The following is a 20,722-nucleotide window of genomic DNA, read 5'->3' as shown; positions in this document are numbered from 1 at the left end:
AACAATGATCATGAAAAGAATAAGCTATCTGATCGCCGGCATCAGCCTGTTGGCTTTTACCGCAAACGCACAAAATAACTTTTCCATAAATGGAAAGTTCAGCAACTTAAAAGAAGACATGAAAGTCTTTTTAAATTACAGACTGAACAGCAAGAGAATGATAGATTCTGCAATCACAAAAAATGGAGATTTCAGTTTCAAAGGACAGATTGGGAATGAGCCAATAAAGGCATCCATTGGCCTTAAGACGCTTACCTCAGATCCTTCGATTTCATTTATCGAGGCCATGTTGAGGAGAGACGAACAGGACTTCTTTCTGGACAAGGGAACGATCTTCATAACAGGGGCCTCAACAGCAAAAAAAGCACTGATTACAGGAGGGAAAACACAGTCAGAATATCTTGCACTTATTGCCTTATTAAAACCGGAAACCGACCTGGCAATCCCTTTGAGAGAAGAAATGATTCCCATACTCGTGAGAACCCAAGGAAAAGGAATGGACACCATTAAGCGTCTCCAGGAAATCCAGAAGCTGATGGGGCCATTGAGTGCAAAAGGAGAGGAGAAAGAAATCGCGTTTATCAAATCTCATCCGGACTCTTACGTCAGCTTTGACCTTGTGCAGCAAAGAGGCGGAATCATCAGACCAAAAACCTTTGAACCCCTGTTCAATAGCCTCAGTGCCCGGTTAAGGGGTACAGAAAATGGCAAGGCCATGGCAAAAAAACTGGATATAGTGAAGAAAACGGCCGTTGGCGTAAAAGCCATGGATTTCAGTCAGCCTGATGTAACCGGAAAAATGGTTTCTTTAAGTTCATTTAAGGGAAAATATGTGTTGCTGGACTTCTGGGCAAGCTGGTGTGGCCCTTGTCGCGCAGAGAATCCAAATGTTTTAAAGGCCTACAACCAGTTTAAAGATAAAAACTTCGATATCCTTGCTGTTTCGCTGGATGACAAAAAAGAAAACTGGTTAAAAGCGGTCAAAGATGATGCCTTGCCATGGACACAGGTAAGCGATTTGCTAGGTTGGAAAAACCAGGCTGCAGGATTTTACGCGATCACAGCAATCCCGCAAAATTTCCTGATTGATCCTAATGGGGTCATTATTGCCAGCAACCTCCGCGGGGAAGACCTTGCTAAAAAACTAGCTCAGTTGATCAAATAGCTATTGTGTTCTGTTTGGAGCAGGCAGAAATCTGCCTGTTCCAAACATTTACCTCCATTTATTCACCTGCTCCACCTTTTCGTCAAACTGAGCCGCCAAAGCGTTCACTCTTGACTTCAACAATAACCTCCGGCCTTCCATTGTACGCGTATAGATCAGATCGCAGGAGCCTACTGTTACTTCCCATAGGTTTCTAAAGTATAGGGCAAACTCTTTCTTTCTTCCAATCACCTCCGGAACAGAGTGGAAATCCTCCTGTTTCCTAAAAGACATAAAATTACTTTTTCTGACGATCACATATCTTGGATTATCTATGGGCCCTATGATTTCTACCAGGGCATTGATAAATGTAGATTTTTCGAAAGCAGTACCGCCTTCCAGATGGGAATATACTGCACCCAATTCATCCACAGAAGATTGTACCTGTAATTTTGCAGGATCAGTTTTAAATATCCCTGCATGAATCAGTGTTTTCAGTAAAACATCTCCAATCTCCTGAATGTCTTTAGAGATGTCTCTGTATTTAAGGTAGAGCTTAAATGTTTTAAAGGCAAGACTACCCAGTACAAAGAAGCCTACTGCAGCAAAGCCACCCAACACAAGGAAGAAATCATTCATCGACCTGATGTTTCTTCCTGCACGGAGCAGGTATCCCGGAAACTCAAAAAGAAAGCTGATGATGCTGAAGCCAAGCATGGAGATTAAATACCGCAGCGTCCTGTTCCAGTACATCTTACTGATTCCTTTAAACGGTCTTTTCTCAGCAAAGGGGATCTTGATTTCTTCCACCAGGTTTACCCCGGACTGCAAGGCCAGTCGCCAGCGCTCTTTCAGCGAATTTCTGTCCCCTGCAAAGCTAAAAGTCTCAGTATTCTTCGCTTCAATTTCTTTCTTCAGGTGAATGTTAAGGGGAATATTTAATCTTCCTGCTCCATTTTCTATCGCGGGTTCCTCTTTAAATGAAACCCCAACAAAACTCCTGAACCTTCTCTTTAACAAATCGAAATCATCTCCTCCATTGAAAGAAGTCGGGTCTATACAGACCAGGTGCCAGATATTTCCTGTTTTATCCTTATTGCCGTTTTGTGTTCTGATGGCACGTCCTCTCATTTGATTGGAGAGCACAAAAGAACCGATAAAACTTGCCAAGATTAAGGCATTGATTGCCGGGGCATCCCAGCCTTCTCCAAGCAATGATTTTGTTCCAATCAGCACTTCAATCTCCCCTTTTTGAAAGATCTGGGTAATGATATGGACCAGCTCATGACTTAATTGATCCGTCTGGTTGATTAAGATATAGTTCGCATCAAATGGAACGGGAGTGCAATTCACATTTCCTATCCCTGATTTCTTCGCCTTTTCTTCAAATGCAGGGTAAGCAGATTTCGGAATAATGACCATTGAGCCCGTCAACACTCCGATTTTCAATCCGGAGGAATTATCGCGCCTAAGTTTTTCAAAGATGGGAATGACTCCTATTTTATTAAGATCAACATTGTTTTCAGTCGATGTGAGATAAAACTCCTTCCTGATAAAATCAGAGAGGATGACCAGGCGTAATGCTGCTCCAAGACTACGATACTCGAAATCAACAATTTGTTTAATTCCATTTAACTTGCTGATACTGGAGGTCAAAAAACCTGTTACTTTTTTATTGTGTTTAAAATTGACCTGCCTTCTTTCCAGGGCTCCGGATCTTCTTAGCCTGTTCTCCAGGTTTTTGCGGTGTTCTTCAAATTCCTTAAAATGTTCTGGTTCTTTATAGAGGTAAAAGTCAAGCAGAACTTCGATCCAGCTATAATCAAAGGCAGGGACTTCCAATTGTTTCTCTCCAATCACTTCCAGGTGTGCCTCTGTAATTGCCAGCCCATTTGAATGTAGAAAAATCAAAGTCGCAGAGTAAAAGGAGATGTTACTATAAATCCATTCCAGATTTTCAGCCGGATTTAACCATGCCGGGTGCGCTGAAATGGCTCTGATTAAGGTTTCATCATTTTTTAACTCCCCAAAGAGTCTGGCTACGTTATTCCTGAAATCATTGATACTTTCATTTTCTTCCAATGTAGGAAGCGTAAAGAAAACATAATCCTGATGGGGGCACAGATCGCCTTCAATGATCAGTTCAGGGACTGCAATCTCTATATCTACAGGGCCGTTGAGTTCTAAGTAACGCTGCCATTCATTTGGTGTCACGTCGTAAGGTGGTGTAGCTGTTAAGCCCACGATTATAGGATCAAGTCCTTGCTTAACCTTTGTTAAGGTATACCACCATTCATTTTGCAAATGATGGGCTTCATCAACAACAATCGTTTTCACCTGCTGTGCTTTGAGCCCACTGATAATTTTGCCAAGGTTCTGATTAGCGTTCTTCTTAACAACTTCTTCTTCAGGTTCTTGTTCCTCCTCAGATTCCGCTTCCGCTTCTACTTCCAGCATCGGTTGGTAATTACAAGCCGCATGAAGTCCCTGATAAGTGACAATGGTTAAAAACTTCGGATTACGGATATCTTTCGAAATCCAGTCGGGAACGAGGTGTGTCTGAAGAAACAGCTCACAGAATCGCTGAATCCACTGATTTCTAATGGCAATAGTGGGAGCCAGAATTAAGGTTGGTTGATTTAACCTTAAAGCGACCTCCAGCCCCAACACAGTTTTACCTGAGCCTGGAGGTGCAATTACATGTAAATGTCTGTCCTGTAAATGATCGTCTAATCCATCAAGTACCTTTTGCTGGTACTTCCTCCAACTGTATTTAAATTTTGTTTCTTCAGGAAAATTGATCAAGGTGTATTTTTTGGTTTTATCATCTTTTTATGTATTCTTTATGCGGAAACATTTTTTCAGGGTTTTGCCAATAAGTCCTTCATTTGTTTCAGCATTTTTTCCTGCTGACCGATTAATTTTTTAAGCTCGTTTTTATTTGGCTGATTTTCCTTTTGATATTTTTCAATCATTGGCAGCGTCTTCGCAATTTTCAATGCATCATGGTTGTCATTTAGCTGAGCATTATGATGTGTAATAGTATCTAACAATGAATTCAATTCGGCCGTTCTGCTTTTATATGCTTTTTGGTGACTGGCAATTAACGATTGCATACTTTTCATCAACAAACTATCTTTGATTCCTTTTGCCCGTCTGTTCACAGCAGCATAATAATTTTCAGATTTATCAAGATAATTATAGAATGGTTTTATTGCTTCTAATGAATCAGATCTAAATCCGTTAAGATTTTCAGCCAGTGTTTTTAAAACAGAATCGCGTTTTAAAAGCTCCTGATAAAGCTCGTCTACCAAATCTCCTTTTGATCTTTTTAAACTGGAATAGTCATCCTGAAGTGCCTCTGGTGTTTGTGCTGGGTTGTTTTCCGTTTTAGGCGTACAGGATGCCACCATGATTAAAGAAATTAATAGGATATAGTTTATGTTTTTCATGAGGTGTTGTTTTTTTCCTTACTCTTCTGGTATATACGGTCCTCCGGTCTCTCCCCAACCCCATTTCGGCATAGGTTCCTCCAGGTTCATGGGGTTCTCAGTGAGAACGGAGTTGATCACTGCAATCCTTGTCCCCCATTCCAGATAGCCCACAAAGGCAGAACGAAATTCGGGATCACTTTTCAGGCCTGCTTCATCCGCACTTTGCAATAAAAGATGAACCCATCGCTGGCGTTTCTCTTCTGTCAGCATTTTGCCGATATGGTGTCCTACCATCTGGGCATGACTTCCTCCATCTTCAGTAGAATACAGCTTTGGCCCACCAAAAACTTCTGCCACAAAATGAGCAACATGACTGACATGTTCAGGCGACATATTTTCAAAGACCATACCTAGTAAATCATCTTTTAAAACCTTTTCATAAAACGTGCTGAATAACACTTCAAAGGTTTGCATATCACCCGCCCATTCATATAAAGTTGGGATATTTCTCATGGCTTTTATCAGTTAACTGTTGCGATTGTTATTACTTTGAAGATAACAACAAAAAAAGTTAAAACCCAAGAGATCAATCTACTTATATAAATTAAAAATCATAAACCGTTATTAATACATCTTTACTTGCAATTGCCGAAATCAGCAGTGGCTCCATCTCTTCCCATTTACCACCCGCAAGGCCACATCCAATCCTTGGCATATGTACTGTCGCGCTATTTTCGGCCGCAAATGCAGCTACTTTATCCAAACCGGCTAATACTGCATCATAACGAATGGGTGCATTTCCCTGTTCATCTTTATTGATTTTATGCTGTCCAATGATGTTCGCTATCCACATATCACTTTCCACCTGAACAAATTGAACTGCCCCCAGAGAAAAGTTTTCTTTTGATTTGTACCAGTTCCGATAGCTTTGCTCAGGTAACTTCCAGCGTCTGGAAATCGCCATAACAAAGCCTTTCCCCCAACCACCAATGTCATTACAGATGTGAACGATAATTTTGTTTCCCTCCGCTTTTGGATCGGTCGCATCTCCCTTCAGGTATACTATATCTTTCATTACTTAATCCTTTAAATATTTCGCAGGTACATGGTCGGTAAGCCATACCTCATTGTCTGATAAAAAAAACTCATAATTGTCCCGGTACATTTGCCCGGATAATACTTCAAATACAAATGGTTTTCCATGCCTTTGCCCGACATTGATTGCGGTTTCTTTATGCTGGCTCAAATGAACATGATGCCTGCTTTGCTTCTCCAGTCCTGAACTTTTAATCAGATCTACAAACTTTGTCCCTGTTCCATGATACAGGACCTCAGGCGGTTCCTGTGGGCTATATCCCAAATCTATTTTCACTGAATGTCCCTGATTTGCCCTGATCTTATCTTGCTGTTCATTAAAACCGAATCTTTTCTTGGCATTTGTATCGACGATATGCCTGAGCATTTCCAGATCTAGTTTTGGTTCTGTTTTTCTGAATTTTTGAATCAGTAAAGACACATCAGTCCAGCCATTTTCATCCAGTTCAATGCCAATTAACTCCGGATGGTGCCTTAACACATAACTGAGAAACTTACTGATTCTTTTATTTTCTTTTTCACTTGTCATATTTCAATAGTATGTATAATCGCCAGATTTACGAATATTGGTTCACATTATAAACAAGGGATTTTTCGGGGTCATAAAAAGCAAAGGTATTGTTACCATCCACTCCATATTCATACGACCAACAAGCGCCCAACGGGATCGTATTGACCAGATTTGCCGGAAATGCAAAATATTTCTCATTCACAATAAGCTCTTCACTTGCGGCAATAAAATCTGTAGTATTAAAAGCAGAAAACAGATTTTCAGCTCCCTGCCTCCTGGATTGTTTCAGCTTTTTAATCGCATAATTAAAAAACGTATAAATATAATAGGCACGGTCAAATGATTCGGATTGTTTAGTATAATGGGATGCAACTTGGTCTTCATACTCCTCTTCTGTCATACCTGTATTCAAATATTCAGTACCTGAACGTTCAAAATCCTCTTTAAGAAAGCGATAAAGATCAGGAATATCCGCATATCCTTTAAAGGATTTTAAATTCCCTTTAAAATCATATTTCCCATCTTTAAGTTCAAAAGCAGAATATCCTTCATTTAATCCGGCAGATTCTTCCGCCTGATCAAGCCAAAGTCCATTATAAGAGACCAAATGAAAAACATGCTTTTTATCGTTTTCTTTTCCTGAAAAATGCACTGAACATAAAGGATAGAAAAAACCCTCCAGTTTTTTATCCAGGAAGACATCTTCAAAATTGGGGTAAGGACTAAGTTCCAGGCTCTCTATTTTAAAAGGATGTTTTTCTATACTACAAGATTGTTTCCATGTATCGGTGGTCGGTTTCGTTCTGGACATATTACATTTAATACAAATTCGTTTTCCATCAATATTTGATAAAACCGTTGCTTCTTTGCCACAATCCTCACATGTTTCTTTTTTTATCCCATCTGCGCACAACCTGCAACTTCCATGGTTTTTCTGAAATGTAGCAGGGAGGATCAATGCCCCGCATTCTTTACAAGGTAATTTATCCATAATTTATCCTGTCCCGGAGGACTTTTCTTCTTAAACGTTCTTAATTTAATTTTACAGTCTCCAGTAACTCACTGTTGTAAATGCTTTCCGGAGAAATCACGGTTTCATTCATTGGAATTTTGCTGCCATACCGCTCTTTCATTTTCTCCTTTACCGCGACACTGCTCAAGTCAAAATCTTTTAGCTGCGCTAGCTTGCCCAGTTCAAGACCTGTAGCTTCTTTATATACTTTCCAAATGAGTTCAGAACAATAAATCCTGTCGTCTGTCCAGTCAAAATAAAGGTCGTAATGTTTCCCTTTAAAGCGGTCTCCAACTATTCTCATTTTATTTAACACAGAAGGGGTTAACACTTTTTCTGCATCTTTCAATCTTCTAATCGCAAAATGACCTTCTGCTCCACGGGCAATCCATTCCTTTAATGGGGTGAGCCGGACAGGCTCTATGGCCTCATAGACAAAATAATCAGCTCCATCTTTATATACAATTCCACAATGGCTGTATTTAGAATGTGTGGCCTGCTGAATGGCTTTACTTTGCCTGGACACAGAGGTTTGAAAGATGAGATCTCCATTTTTCATCTCTGCTATATCAGCTACTTTCTTTACATTATCAACAGCTTTATTCTTTTGATGTGGAGGACCAAAAACCTCATTCCTGATATAACTTCCCACAATAATCAACAGGATTAAAATTAGGATGGTACCGACTCGTCTTCTCATTTTATTTTCTAATTCTATAAAGAAACACAATTCTTCCCGTTTCAACCCATCAGCGAATTGACATTTTTTATTCAATTTATTAAGTAACGCATCTTACACCAACATTCTTATGCTGTAATTATTTAAGTTTATAACAGATAGACACTTCTTTGTGATTTGTATGATCAGAATGGTTACCGCAACCACCGGAAAGAAAAGCTTTAATGTCAATTTGAGGCGTTTAAACTGACTCCTTTAAAGCAATACCATTAAAGTTTTTAGCAGAGTTTTTATTCAATTTATCGTAAAAGACAACAGCCAGAACCCAGATCAGAAACAAGGCCGCCAGAATGACCATAAAATAAAAAGAAGGTCTTTCCACACCAGCATAAACATCATAAGCGGCATGAAATGCTGAAACAGCAATAAGTGAGTTTGTTTTCCGGCAGACCGCTGCCATTCCCCAGCTTCCCAGCAACAATATCCCAATTTTGAAGCGAAACCTAGCCAAACCTCCACCCCGGCTTTATAATAAGTATCCAATATCGATTTAAGGTGATTTGCTTTCTCTGTTTCAGGGGGGCTCCTTTTTTATCATTTGTTCGATTCGTCCTTCAAGGTATTTATATTTCCTTTCTCATCAGTACGATATGTCTTACAAAACCTGCTTTTTCATATGCCCTGATTGCCGGTTCATTGGTTTGATAGACTTCTAAGCGAAGCTCAGTAATTCCTTTTGAAGCAGACCACTCACTGAGTCGTTCAATTATTTTCTGGTTCAGCCCCATGCCACGGTATTTGGGATCAACATACATAAATCCTAAATACGCATATTGTGGATGTCTAAGATAAGGCTTTGATTTTTCGATCCTTGCATAACCCGAACCAACAACTTCTCCACCTAATTCCGCAACGAGAAGCTCTATCTCCGGGGAGCTGATCATTTTATCAATATCATAGTAAGTGATATCGCCATCCTTTAATGTAGGATCAAATGGTCTTTCGGCATTGATCACCCCCTGCTCAAAAGCAAGAAGTTTGTCCATATCATTAAAGGTAGCGCAGCGTATCATTAAATCGTTCATTATCATCAATTCTTCAATATCCCGGGAAACAGTTAACCAAATGTATTAAAATAGTTTCTTGCATTAATGCCGTTTACCTGTCAAAGTCCAGTAAACCTACTTGACGTTTTCCTGTAAGAACCCTTCTAATTCATCAGGCTTAATATTCTTCTTCAGAATACGCCCTTCACCATCTAAGAGATAATTTGTTGGAAAAGCCAAAATCGATAATTTAGCTGCTTCTGCCCCATTCATATCCCAGTATTGTGGCCATAAAATCTTATGTTTTTTGATGCCAGCTATCCAATCCTTTTTATGTTTCTCCTGGTCTGTTGAAATCCCTATTATTTCAAAACCTTTTCCCTTATACCGTGCATAAAGTTCATTCAGGTGAGGAAATTGACTGATGCAAGGATGGCAGGAGCTATACCAGAAATCCACCAAGGTATATTTCTTTTTCAGGAAAGAAGTAACATCTAGCTGATTTCCCAGAATATCCCGGAAATCCCTGCTGGGAAATTTCTTTCCTTTAGCAAGAACACCTGCTGTTTCTAATCTTTTTGAAAAAGCTTTACCAGTATAGTTATTTTTCAAACCATTAGAAAAATTAGAGAATATCGCGTCAAAAACAGGCTCATATCCAAAGCTGCTCAGGCGAAGTAACTTCCAGAATGCATAATAAGATTGAGGATTTCCCTTTACATATTCCAATAGATTTTCGTCACTTTTATCATAAATCATCTGCATCTCCTTTTGCAGTTCCGCTGCAATAGCCACAGGGATTTTACGATTATATTTGATCATTAAACTATCATACTTCTTCATATATTTTTCGTCCATCAGACGAATTTCTTTGGTGAAAGAGAGATATCCACTTGCATATTCACGCATCGCAATGTTACCTACTTTTGGTGTACTCCCGTCTGCATGGACATCAACATCAATCGACTGAACACCAGGTTCAATGATAAAAAGCCTCGAAGAGTAGCCGCCTCTATTATATTCAATGCTCACTCCTACCGGATATGGAATATCCCCTTTTATAAAGAATTTTTTATTGACCACCTTAGCACTAACTAAAACAGCTGTCCTTGCGGCATAAAAACCTGTATCCGCAATCAGGCTCAGTTTTACTGTTCCTGTATCTGCATTGATCGTCCCTTCCAATTCAAATGGAATCAATTTAAGTCCCTGAGCATGTAGCTTTACCCCTTGCAGGAAGAGCATCGTGAAAATAAAATAAAAAAATCTCTTATTCAATAGCGTCATTTAATCAAGATTAATAAAAAATGAAAGTAAAAAGAAAACAGGAGGAATTTCTTTATATAACATTATTTAACACATTCAGATAAAAATAAATGCAATTAAATTCTGAATTTTCACTTAAGCAGAGACAATTCCACCGGAATTGAATTGAAGATCGTATAGTCTTTTGTAATAGCCGTCAAGCTTTAACAGCTCCTGGTGAGTGCCCATTTCTTTAATCTCTCCCTTATCCAGCACCAGGATTTTATCTGCTTTCTGGATGGTCGACAAGCGGTGCGCAATGACGATGGAAGTCCGGCCTTTCATCAGGTTTTCTATGGCCCGTTGGATCAGCATTTCTGTTTCCGTATCTACAGAAGAAGTCGCCTCATCCAATACCAGAATCGATGGATTATAGACCAATGCCCTGATAAAAGAAATCAGCTGTGCCTGTCCGGCAGAAAGTGTTGCTCCACGTTCCATCACATTATATTGGTAGCCACCTGGTAACCTTTCAATAAAATCATGTGCACCAACTTTTTTCGCTGCATCCACCACTTCTTCCATGGTAATGTCCGGATTATTTAAGGTGACATTATTAAAGATTGTATCTGAAAACAGAAAGACATCCTGTAGCACCGTAGCAATGTTACGTCTTAAATAGTCCAGCTGGTAATCCTGAATTTTAATCCCATCCACCCTGATCTCCCCTTTCTGGATCTCATAAAACCTGTTCAGAATATTAATTGTTGAGGATTTTCCGGCTCCGGTGGCCCCTACCAGCGCAATCGTTTTTCCAGCCTGCACTTCAAAAGAAATATCCTTCAGCACATAATTCTCGTCGTTGTAAGCAAACCAGACTTTGTCAAATGAAATCGAGCCGGCCATCTTTTCAGGCGCAAGTACTCCTTTATCTTCTGTCACCTCATCGGTATCTAAAACCTTAAACACCCGCTCAGCACCTACCATCCCCATCTGGAGGGTATTGAATTTATCCGCAAGCTCCCGGATTGGGCGGAAAAGCATTCCAATATATAAGATAAACTCTGCAATTGTTCCCGGAGTCACATCCAAAGGTTTTGCAAGGATACTTCTTGAACCGTACCATACCAGTAAGCCTAAAGACATGGCAGAAATGATCTCTACTACCGGAAAGAATATGGAGTAATACCAATTGGAACGGATATTTGCATCTCTGTAACGTGCATTGATCTTTATAAATTTCTTATACTCCTGTTGTTCCCTCGCAAAATATTGAATAATGGAAACTCCCGAGATGTGTTCCTGCAGATAAGTATTGAGATTTGAAACCTCTGTTCTGATTTCCTGGAATGCAGATTTGATTGCTTTCTGAAAAACCGAAGTAGCGAGGATCAGTAAGGGCATCGGCAACAAAACTACGATCGTCAATGCCCAATCCCGGTAAATCATTACTCCAATGATCACGATCACCATCAGGATATCACCAATGATGACAATCAAACCCTCAGAAAAGATCTCGGCTATTGTTTCCAGATCCGAAACAGTACGGGTAATCAACTGTCCGATGGGCGTATTGTCGAAATATTTTAACCTGAGCTTAGTGATATGATTAAAAACATTAATCCTCAGATCCCTGATGGCAGATTGACCAAGAGTATTGGTGAGAAGTGTGTGGCTAAACTGAATTCCCGCCTGTACCACCAATAAAATCAGCATCACGATGGTCATTTGCAATAAACCTCCATGCTGATCTTTCATGATGTAATTGTCCAGGGTATACTGGATCAGAAAAGGTCTTACCGGGGCAATTAAAGCCAGTAATATCGTCAGTACGATTGCCCAGACAAAGATGCTGCGGTAAGGTTTCACATATTGAAAAACTCTTCTCAACAGGCCAACATTCAACGCATCACCAGTTATTTTAGACATATCAATAGGTTACAAAGGGATAAACAACATTCACTAAGTATAATCCACATGCCGGAACGGATTGCCCTGCATTACTGCGATTCTTACTTTCAATAATTTCTCTGAGCTGTACTAAGTTAATTTCTTTTTTTCCAATTCTGACCAGGGTACCTACAATGGCGCGCACCATGTTCCTCAGAAAACGGTCCGCACGAATGGTAAATTGCAAACCTTCTTCTTTTACTTCAAAATAAGCCTCTATAACCTTACAGTTATTGGTAAAGGTTTGGGTGTTGGACTTACTGAAACAGGAAAAGTCGGTGTATTCCAGAATGATTTTAGCTGCTTCATTCATGGCTTCCACATCAAGTTCACCTTTAAACAACCAGGAGCGCTCCAATTTAAAAGGATCTTTATGAAAATGAAGGTGGTAATGGTAAGCTCTTTCTGTAGCATCAAAGCGTGCATGAGCTTCAGCTGCAACCGGAAAAACACGTTTTACCGCAATCTGATAAGGCAGCAGGGAATTGATTCCGCCAATAGAACGCTCTACATTAACTGGCTTTTCCGTAGAAATTTCCAGGTCAAAATGCGCAAAGAATTGCGTGGCATGAACCCCCGCATCCGTCCGGCCGCAACCCAAAGTAACGACAGGCTGACGAAAATAAACGGACAATGCCTTATCCAGACATTCCTGCACAGTCATGGCATTTGGCTGTGTTTGCCAGCCATGATAATCTGTGCCATTGTAAGACAATTCAATAAAATATCGCTGTATGTTCGGTTTCAATAGGACAAATTTAATCTTTTGGATCAAGATATTGATTGGTTAGTAGGGGCCTTTTAATATATTTGTTGAAATTATTGAACTGATATGATACAAAGAGTACAATCTATCTGGCTTCTGTTAGCAGGCCTGACCATATTACTTTTAATGTTTATCCCGATTGTAAGCAGCCAGTCTAATGGCTCAGAATATTGGATTGTGGCAACTGGTTTATACCAGAAAACAAACGGATTGGTTGCAAAAACTGATTATTTCAAACCGTTATTTCTGAATACAGTATGTGTAACCATGCTCTGTATCGCCACTATATTTACTTTTAAAAACAGGACCGGACAGAAGCGTCTGATTATTGTAGCGATCCTGGCGATGCTTTTACTGGGCTTCTGGATCTTCTATTACGCCCAGAACCTTCCAGGAGGAATTGCTGCTGTTAAACCGGGTATCGGTGCTTTTTTACCGGTTGCAGGCATCTTATTTTGTGCTTTGGCTATCCGCGGAATCCGTAAAGACGAGCAGTTATTAAGGTCGGCAGATCGGCTCAGATAATTAATCGTCTCATTTTTATTTAGTTACGCATCTGTGAAATGCCAAATATTAAGCGTACCTTTGCGGCTTAATTAATATAAATACATGATAAACCCATTTAGTAAATTGGGGATAAGTGATGACGTTGTTAATGCCGTAAAGGATTTAGGTTTCGAAAATCCAACACCTATTCAGGAGCAAAGTATTCCTGTGCTGTTAGAGGGCAATAACGATTTTGTTGGTTTGGCCCAAACAGGAACAGGAAAGACAGCCGCATTCGGTTTACCTCTGTTAGAATTAATCGACTTTAAAAGCAACAAGCCTCAGGCATTAATTTTGTGCCCTACAAGAGAGCTTTGCTTACAGATTACGAGCGACATCAAGAATTTCTCAAAAAACATCTCTGGTGCTAATGTCGTTGCCGTTTACGGTGGCGCAAACATTATGCAACAATTGCGTGAAATTAGAAACGGTGTACAAATTGTTGTGGCTACACCGGGCCGTATGTTGGACATTATTGGCAGAAAAGCTATAGATTTCTCAAGTGTGAAATTTGTAGTCTTGGACGAGGCTGATGAGATGTTGAACATGGGTTTCCAGGAAGACATTAACGACATCTTGTCGACTACTCCTGACGACAAAAAAACATGGTTATTCTCCGCTACTATGCCTCCTGAGGTTAGAAGGATAGCTAAAAATTACATGGACTCTCCGGTAGAGTTAACCATGGGTACCAAAAACACAGGTAACGTAAATATTGAGCATGAGTACTATATCGTACGTGCCAGAGATAAATACGCTGCTTTAAAACGTATCGTAGATTTTAACCCTGAAATCTTTGCCGTAGTATTCTGTAAAACCAAAATGGATACACAGGATGTTGCTGAGCACTTGATCAAAGATGGTTATAATGCGGATGCTTTGCACGGAGATTTATCTCAACAACAACGTGATAAAGTAATGCAGCGTTTCCGTGACCGTAACATGCAGTTGTTAATTGCTACTGATGTTGCAGCACGTGGTATTGACGTAAACAACGTAACTCACGTTGTGAATTATTCACTACCTGACGAAATTGAAAGTTATACCCACCGTAGTGGTCGTACCGGCCGTGCGGGTAAAACAGGTATTTCTATCTGTATCGTTAACTCTAAAGAACTTGGCAAAATCCGTCAGATTGAAAGAATCATTGGTAAACAATTTACCAAAGCTTCTTTACCTACAGGTTTTGACGTTTGTGAGAAACAATTGTTTGCTTTGGTTCACAAGGTTCACAATGTAGAAGTTAACGAAGCACAAATTGAGCAATACATCCCTCGTATTATGGATGAGTTTGCTGAATTGAGCAAAGAAGAAGTGATCAAACGTTTTGCATCTTTAGAGTTTAACCGCTTTTTAGAGTATTACAAAAACGCTCCTGATCTTAATTCTTCGGCTGATGATCGCGGTGAAAGAGGAGAACGTGGTGAGCGCGGTGAAAGAGGCCCTAGAGGTAGTGATGGTTACACCCGTTTGTTTATCAACTTAGGTTCGGTAGATGACTTTACAAGAGGTGACTTATTATCTTTTGTATGTAACAACGGTAAAATCAGTGGAAAAAGCATTGGCAAAATCGACTTAAAAGGTGTGTATTCATTCTTTGAAGTAGAAGATGCAACTGTAGATTCTTTATTCAATAATTTCAAAGGTGTTGAATTCAACAACCGTGGGGTTAGAATTGAGAAAACTGCTGATGGTGACGGCGGTGGTCGTAGTCGTGGTGGATTCGGTGGCGGTGGTGGCAGACGCGAAGGCGGAAGCTATGGCGGCGGAAGAAGCGGTGGCGGTGACAGAAGAAGCAGCGGTGGTGGCGGCAGACGCGAAGGCGGAAGCGGCGGTGGTGGTTTCAGAGATTTCTCTGGAAGAAGCCGTGAAGATCGTGGTGGAAATGCTGGCGGAAGACGTGAAGGCGGTGCCGGAAGTGGAGATAGAAGACGTAGATCTTAATCATTACCCAACTATAAAAAAGGTCGGCTCCGTTATGGAAGCCGACCTTTTTAGTTTAGCGTCATGGAATCTCTGATCCCGACAGGCTATTAATCTTTCTTTGCAGGACGGGTTTTGATCTGAGATTCTTTCAAATAAATCTTCGCTCCTTTTTTATTGATATAATATTTTTTGTTTTTACCGTTGATGTACACATCGGAACCATCAGGAGCCATTTTGCCTTTATAAGTCTGATCTGCCACTTTAGCGGTTCCCTTCACTGCTACTTCCGCAGTTTTGTTGCCTACCTTAGTCGCAGTCTTGCTAATTACCTGGCCAACACTTTCTTTCTTTTTCTCCTGAGCGTTAGAGGTTAAGGCTAATGTACTAAGGAATGCAAGGGCTAAACCCCCAAATAGATATTTTCTTTTCATGGTCGTATGTTTTTATTCAATAACAACTACCAGTAAAATTTGTTTGACCAATTAATTCAACTGCTCCGTCAGCAAACGCATCTCAATATGCGGAGAATGTTTTTCATATAAAATCGCATATACAGCCCTGCTGATTGGCATATCCACTTTATATTTTTTATTGATGTGGTGCATGCATTTTACGGCGTAGTAACCTTCTGCTACCATATTCATTTCTAATTGTGCAGATTTCACCGTATATCCTTTGCCTACCATATTTCCGAAGGTGCGGTTCCTGCTGAACTGCGAATAGGCAGTAACCAACAGATCTCCTAAATAAGCAGATTCTTTGATGTCTCTGGAAATCGGATGTACCGCATCCACAAAACGTTTGATTTCACGGATCGCATTGGAGATCAATACCGCCTGAAAATTATCACCATACCCTACCCCATGACAAATGCCACTGGCCACAGCATATATATTTTTCAATACCGCAGCATACTCTGTTCCGAAAATATCGTCAGAAACATTGGTCTTGATATACCTTGTGCTCAGTAAATTTGCAAAAGTACCGGCTAGTTCTAAATTCAGTGAGGCAATAGTGAGGTAAGACAATTTTTCCAAAGCCACTTCTTCCGCATGACAAGGCCCGCTGATCACAACAATATCTTCCAGAGGAACTTCATACTTCTGGTTCAGAAACTCGCCTATGATCTGGTTTTCATCAGGAACAATCCCTTTAATCGCAGAGATGATTTTCTTGCCCTTTAACATCGCCGGGGTAACATCCTTTAAGGTTTCCTTTAAGAAGGCCGCAGGGACATTTAAAATCACGTATTGAGCCTGCTCAACAATGGCTACGATATCGCTGGAAATATGTGATTCAGGAATCCTGATCTCCACAGAGCTCAGGTAATTCGGATTGTGCTTATATTTTTGCAGATGAGTGATCGCTTCTGCATTACGCATCCACCAAAAGATCTCTTTTGCAGTCGTATTATCTGAAAGCATTTTTACAATAGCAGTAGCCCAACTACCCCCACCAATCATTGCAACTTTAGGTATCATACAGTATAAATAAAAAACCCCGGTTATTGTTTTAACCGGGGCAATTTACTCATTTAAAAATGATTGATAAAGTTTACTTTTTACCAGGATTGACAAACAATTGATCCTTAGTTGTTTTCTCTACTTTCATTCCGTCTTTCAGTTTGTTCTGAATCGCCGAGTATGGACCAGACACCACTTCTTGTCCGGCTTTAAGTCCGGTTTTAATGATGATGAACTGATCGTTTTGAATTCCTGTTGTTACTTCTACCTGTTTAACCGTACCTGCATTGAACACATAGACATATTGTTTCACTGTTTTATCAGCTAATTTTGTTTTCTGTTTATCAGCATTCTCATCGTTCCCCGCAGTTTTAGCATCTTTATTTTTGTCGCTGGTAAATACCGACTGAATTGGAATGGCTAATCCTTGTACAGATTCACTTTCGATATCTACAGTGGCAGACAAGCCTGGTCTGAACGGAGAAGGAAGGTCTTTTGCACCACCTTTAACCCCTTGATAAGAATCTGCAATAATTCTCACTTTCACTACGAAGTTCGTTACCTGATCTACAGAGGTCGTTACTGAACCGATGTCTTTTGAAGAGCTTGCAATTTCAGTAACCACACCTTTGAATTTTTTGTCTGCAAAAGCATCCACTTCGATCCTCGCGCTATCACCAACATTTACCCTGTTGATGTCGTTCTCGTTTACATCTACGTTTACTTCCATGGTAGTCAGGTTGGAAATCCTCATGATCTCTGTTCCTGCCATCTGTGCTGTACCCAGGATACGGTCACCAAGCTCTACAGATAATTTAGAGATTACGCCATCTACCGGTGCATAAATCGTTGCCTTAGCAAGGTTGGCATTTGCCTCCTGCACATTGGCACCAAATTGCTCCAGCTGGAACTTAGCAGCTACATAATCTTCTTTAGATTTAGCAACATTGGTTTTTGCAGTCAGGAAAGCAGCTTTTGCCGCATCAAATTCTGATGCTGAGATCACTTTTTTACCGAACAATTCTACATTACGTTTGTACGTTGCCTCTGCATTCACGAAGTTACCCTCGCTTTGTTTCATCATTTGTAAGGAAGAAGCCACTCCTGCTTTCTGAGAGCTATAAGAAGCTACCGCCCTGTCATAACCCGACTTTAATACATCAGGACGAACTTTAATGAGCAACTGGCCTTTTTTAACCACATCACCTTCTTTCACCAAAAGTTCTGTCACCTCTCCGGAAACCTCAGAGCTTAATTTTACTTCTGTTTCCGGTTGTACTTTCCCACTGGCAGTAACCGTTTCTATTACTTTTTTGTCTGCAGCTTTATCAATGGTCACTTTTTCAATTTGTTCACCACCAATAAGGCCCGTAAGCTTTGCTACAACCAGTAAAGCAATGACTACGCCTAATGTTATTAATATGGGTTTTAGTTTCATTTGTTTGTTGTTGTTTATTTATTTTATATCAAATCTAGCCTTATAATGCTTTAGAAGATGATTTGCTTGCCCAGGTAATAGTCAATAACTTTTGCCCTGAAGAGTAAATCATATTTAGCCTGAATCATATCGACTTCGGCTTTATTCATATTGGATTGAGAGGTACTGAAATCTAAAGAGTTGACCAATCCTACGGCATAACGCTGTTCGATTACATTGAATGCGTCTTTTTGAGCCTGGAAAGTATTAGTTGTCGATTGATAACGACTTTCAGCAGCCTTTAAATCGGCAACCGCCTGATAGATTACTTTATTCAAATTGTTTTTAGCCAATTGCTCGTCGGTAAGACTGCGTAAATAATTGATCTTTGCTTTTCTCACACCAGATCTGGCCGTAAAACCATTAAAAATAGGAATCTGAAGTGATAAACCCACAGACTGACCAAAGTTATCATTGATCTGGTCTTTAAACCGGTAGCTTTCTGTAAGCGGGAGGTCGAAAGGTGCCAATACAGCAGCATTTGAGCCTTCAACTCTTCCTATTTCTCTAAGTATCTTCTGGGTACCAGTCTGGAATTTTCTTCCGCTGGAGTAATTAGAGCTTAAACCAGCCCCAAGAGACAGCGTTGGATAATAAGCACCTCTGGCAACATCAATTCCTTTTTTTGCAGCTTCGGTACGCAAAGCGGCTAATTTAATATCCGGAAAAAGCTCAGTAGCTGCATTGTAAACATCTGCTGCATTCTCATTTACCGAAGGCTTGTTAAAACTAGACAATAGCGGAGCCTGTACTTCATACTCTGTAGAAGATGGAATATCCATCAATTGAGCAAGGGTAAGGTAAGAAATGGTTAACGTATTCTGCGCATTTGTTACGTTCAGATCAGCAGTAGCCAATTGGGATTTTGCCTGCGAAAGATCGGCAAGTGTTTTGTTCCCTACATCCAGCAATTGTTGCTCACGGGCCAGTGTTTGCTTGGCTACAGATTGTTGCTGTTTAGAAGCTGCCAAAAGATCTCTGTTATATAAAATCTGAAGATAAGAAGTCACCACCTGTAAAATCAGGTCGTTTTTTACTTTATCTGTATTGGTTTTATCAGCATCTAACAACAGCTTGTTCTGCTTGATCTGGTTGAGTTTTTGAAAACCCTGAAAAAGACCTACATCACCAGATATTCCACCGTTAAATGAGGAGAACTGTGAACTGTTAAATGAGTTGGTAGATGGATCGACACTACGTCCAAAATTGATGTTGTAACGGCCGTTACCACTTAACGTTGGCAGCAAGGCATATTTGGACTGTCTTAAATTTTCTTCAGACAAACTCTCGCTTAATTTCGATTGTTTCACCTGAAGGTTATTATTTAGAGTTTTATCAATAGCATCCTGAATAGTAATGATTTCCTGTGCCGCGGAGTTCTGCACAAAACCTGTAATCAATGCTAATGACAAAACTAAGCTGAGCTTGGGTAACGCATTAAAACTGGTAAACTTTCTCATAATTTTAATTTCACAATAATAATATAAACAACTAACTGATTTTGTAAATTTTCAGGTACAACAAAGTATTTTATTACTTTTGGACATGTACCTGGTTAAATCTCCGCTTTTACTGAAATGGTATTACCCATCTCTCATCTGGAACAAAACCCGAGCTCAAAGAGTCATTTATTTAACCTTTGACGACGGACCCATACCGGATGTTACAGACTTTGTACTAAAAACTTTAAAAAGCTTTAATGCGAAAGCCACCTTTTTTTGCATTGGTGATAATATACAAAAGCATCCCGATATATTCGGCAGGCTTAAGTCTGACGGACACCGGATCGGAAACCATACTTTTAATCACTTAAAAGGCTGGAAAACGGAAGATCAGGTCTACCTTCAAAATTTCCGGCAATGCCAGGAACTGACCAATACCAATTTGTTTCGTCCGCCTTACGGCAGAATAAAAAAATCGCAGATTTCCAAGCTGCGCAGGGAATTCCCCGACCTCCGGATCATTATGTGGGATGTGCTTAGCGGTGATTTTGACCTCAAACTCTCCCCACAAAAGTGCTATGACCAGGTGGTTAAACATGCCGAAAACGGTTCGATCATCGTGTTTCACGACAGCCTGAAAGCTTTCGACAGGCTAAAATATACTTTACCGAGGGCTTTACAATATTTCAGCGAACAAGGTTTCCGATTCGAAACCCTTTAATGTTCAGTGCAGAATTAAGCGAAGCTCAGGCCAAGAATAAAAAACCTAAATAACCAGCTATTTATCAATGATTTACAACTGATCAATCTTTTGCAACTGTTCATAAACGAACAGCAATGTTCGCAAACGACCAGTGTTATTCTTTTTATTCAGTTTGCAGATCCTCTGCTTATATTATTTAGAATATTTATAAATAATATAATGATCTACAGATGATGTCCTCCGCCTGTTTTTTTTCGTAAATTCGCTACAAATAATTAAGAAT

At 40.0% G+C, this 20,722-nt stretch carries 20 protein-coding genes; 4 read left to right on the top strand and 16 right to left on the bottom strand.

Annotated features, from left to right (window positions below; genetic code table 11):
* Window positions 1–10: 10 nt before the first annotated feature.
* The gene (locus tag BUC20_RS17380; RefSeq protein WP_073232716.1) at window positions 11–1,165 is read left to right on the top strand and encodes a TlpA disulfide reductase family protein; all 1,155 of its coding nucleotides are present in this window, start codon (window positions 11–13) and stop codon (window positions 1,163–1,165) included.
* A gap of 48 nt (window positions 1,166–1,213) precedes the next feature.
* On the opposite strand, the gene BUC20_RS17375 is transcribed toward BUC20_RS17380, so the two are convergent.
* The 12 genes from BUC20_RS17375 to truA all read right to left on the bottom strand — a co-directional run bounded on the left by BUC20_RS17375 (window position 1,214) and on the right by truA (window position 12,864).
* Window positions 1,214–3,949, bottom strand: coding sequence for a DEAD/DEAH box helicase family protein (locus BUC20_RS17375; RefSeq protein WP_084528983.1), 2,736 nt, complete (start codon window positions 3,947–3,949; stop codon window positions 1,214–1,216).
* A gap of 56 nt (window positions 3,950–4,005) precedes the next feature.
* Window positions 4,006–4,596, bottom strand: a complete 591-nt coding sequence (locus BUC20_RS17370) for a hypothetical protein (RefSeq protein WP_143166832.1) — start codon at window positions 4,594–4,596, stop codon at window positions 4,006–4,008.
* An 18-nt stretch (window positions 4,597–4,614) separates the two neighbouring features.
* Window positions 4,615–5,091 carry a group II truncated hemoglobin gene (locus BUC20_RS17365; RefSeq protein ID WP_073232326.1) on the bottom strand — a complete coding sequence of 159 codons (477 nt, stop codon included), beginning with the start codon at window positions 5,089–5,091 and terminating at the stop codon, window positions 4,615–4,617.
* Between the two features lie 91 nt (window positions 5,092–5,182).
* Entirely contained in the window at window positions 5,183–5,653 is a 471-nt protein-coding gene (locus BUC20_RS17360) for a macro domain-containing protein (protein WP_073232325.1), read from the bottom strand.
* Window positions 5,654–5,656: 3 nt separating this feature from the next.
* Window positions 5,657–6,202, bottom strand: coding sequence for an RNA 2'-phosphotransferase (locus tag BUC20_RS17355; protein WP_073232324.1), 546 nt, complete (start codon window positions 6,200–6,202; stop codon window positions 5,657–5,659).
* 28 nt (window positions 6,203–6,230) lie between these two features.
* On the bottom strand, window positions 6,231–7,175 hold the full coding sequence (locus tag BUC20_RS17350) for a hypothetical protein (RefSeq protein ID WP_073232323.1): 945 nt from the start codon (window positions 7,173–7,175) through the stop codon (window positions 6,231–6,233).
* 40 nt (window positions 7,176–7,215) lie between these two features.
* Window positions 7,216–7,896, bottom strand: a complete 681-nt coding sequence (locus BUC20_RS17345; protein WP_073232322.1) for a YiiX family permuted papain-like enzyme — start codon at window positions 7,894–7,896, stop codon at window positions 7,216–7,218.
* A 220-nt stretch (window positions 7,897–8,116) separates the two neighbouring features.
* On the bottom strand, window positions 8,117–8,386 hold the full coding sequence (locus tag BUC20_RS17340) for a hypothetical protein (protein ID WP_143166831.1): 270 nt from the start codon (window positions 8,384–8,386) through the stop codon (window positions 8,117–8,119).
* 112 nt (window positions 8,387–8,498) lie between these two features.
* Complete coding sequence (locus tag BUC20_RS17335; protein WP_200800970.1) at window positions 8,499–8,921, bottom strand: GNAT family N-acetyltransferase; 423 nt, start codon at window positions 8,919–8,921, stop codon at window positions 8,499–8,501.
* 135 nt (window positions 8,922–9,056) lie between these two features.
* Window positions 9,057–10,199 carry a TlpA disulfide reductase family protein gene (locus tag BUC20_RS17330; RefSeq protein WP_159441119.1) on the bottom strand — a complete coding sequence of 381 codons (1,143 nt, stop codon included), beginning with the start codon at window positions 10,197–10,199 and terminating at the stop codon, window positions 9,057–9,059.
* Window positions 10,200–10,322: 123 nt separating this feature from the next.
* A complete protein-coding gene (locus tag BUC20_RS17325) occupies window positions 10,323–12,095 on the bottom strand; it encodes an ABC transporter ATP-binding protein (RefSeq protein ID WP_073232318.1) in 1,773 nt (590 codons plus the stop codon).
* A gap of 1 nt (window position 12,096) precedes the next feature.
* Window positions 12,097–12,864 (bottom strand): tRNA pseudouridine(38-40) synthase TruA, encoded by a 768-nt coding sequence (gene truA, locus BUC20_RS17320; protein WP_234994536.1) that lies wholly within the window; start codon window positions 12,862–12,864, stop codon window positions 12,097–12,099.
* A gap of 84 nt (window positions 12,865–12,948) precedes the next feature.
* Between truA and BUC20_RS17315 the strand changes: the two genes are divergently transcribed.
* Window positions 12,949–13,407: a DUF4293 domain-containing protein gene (locus BUC20_RS17315; RefSeq protein WP_073232317.1), complete on the top strand. Its 459-nt coding sequence runs from the start codon at window positions 12,949–12,951 to the stop codon at window positions 13,405–13,407.
* 84 nt (window positions 13,408–13,491) lie between these two features.
* A complete protein-coding gene (locus tag BUC20_RS17310; protein ID WP_200800969.1) occupies window positions 13,492–15,372 on the top strand; it encodes a DEAD/DEAH box helicase in 1,881 nt (626 codons plus the stop codon).
* Window positions 15,373–15,461: 89 nt separating this feature from the next.
* Here the strand turns inward: BUC20_RS17310 and BUC20_RS17305 are convergent, their stop codons facing one another.
* The 4 genes from BUC20_RS17305 to BUC20_RS17290 form a co-directional block, all read right to left on the bottom strand.
* A complete protein-coding gene (locus BUC20_RS17305; protein ID WP_073232316.1) occupies window positions 15,462–15,785 on the bottom strand; it encodes a hypothetical protein in 324 nt (107 codons plus the stop codon).
* 51 nt (window positions 15,786–15,836) lie between these two features.
* Window positions 15,837–16,835, bottom strand: coding sequence for an NAD(P)H-dependent glycerol-3-phosphate dehydrogenase (locus BUC20_RS17300; RefSeq protein ID WP_073232315.1), 999 nt, complete (start codon window positions 16,833–16,835; stop codon window positions 15,837–15,839).
* 73 nt (window positions 16,836–16,908) lie between these two features.
* Window positions 16,909–18,255 (bottom strand): efflux RND transporter periplasmic adaptor subunit, encoded by a 1,347-nt coding sequence (locus BUC20_RS17295; RefSeq protein WP_073232314.1) that lies wholly within the window; start codon window positions 18,253–18,255, stop codon window positions 16,909–16,911.
* Window positions 18,256–18,305: 50 nt separating this feature from the next.
* Window positions 18,306–19,754: a TolC family protein gene (locus BUC20_RS17290; protein ID WP_084528979.1), complete on the bottom strand. Its 1,449-nt coding sequence runs from the start codon at window positions 19,752–19,754 to the stop codon at window positions 18,306–18,308.
* A gap of 85 nt (window positions 19,755–19,839) precedes the next feature.
* Between BUC20_RS17290 and BUC20_RS17285 the strand changes: the two genes are divergently transcribed.
* Window positions 19,840–20,457 (top strand): polysaccharide deacetylase family protein, encoded by a 618-nt coding sequence (locus BUC20_RS17285; protein WP_073232312.1) that lies wholly within the window; start codon window positions 19,840–19,842, stop codon window positions 20,455–20,457.
* Window positions 20,458–20,722: the final 265 nt, after the last annotated feature.

The organism is Pedobacter caeni, from assembly GCF_900129215.1.
GTDB lineage: Bacteria > Bacteroidota > Bacteroidia > Sphingobacteriales > Sphingobacteriaceae > Pedobacter > Pedobacter caeni.
Note: the sequence above shows the minus strand (reverse complement) of the source record. Positions and strands in the feature narration are given on the sequence as shown.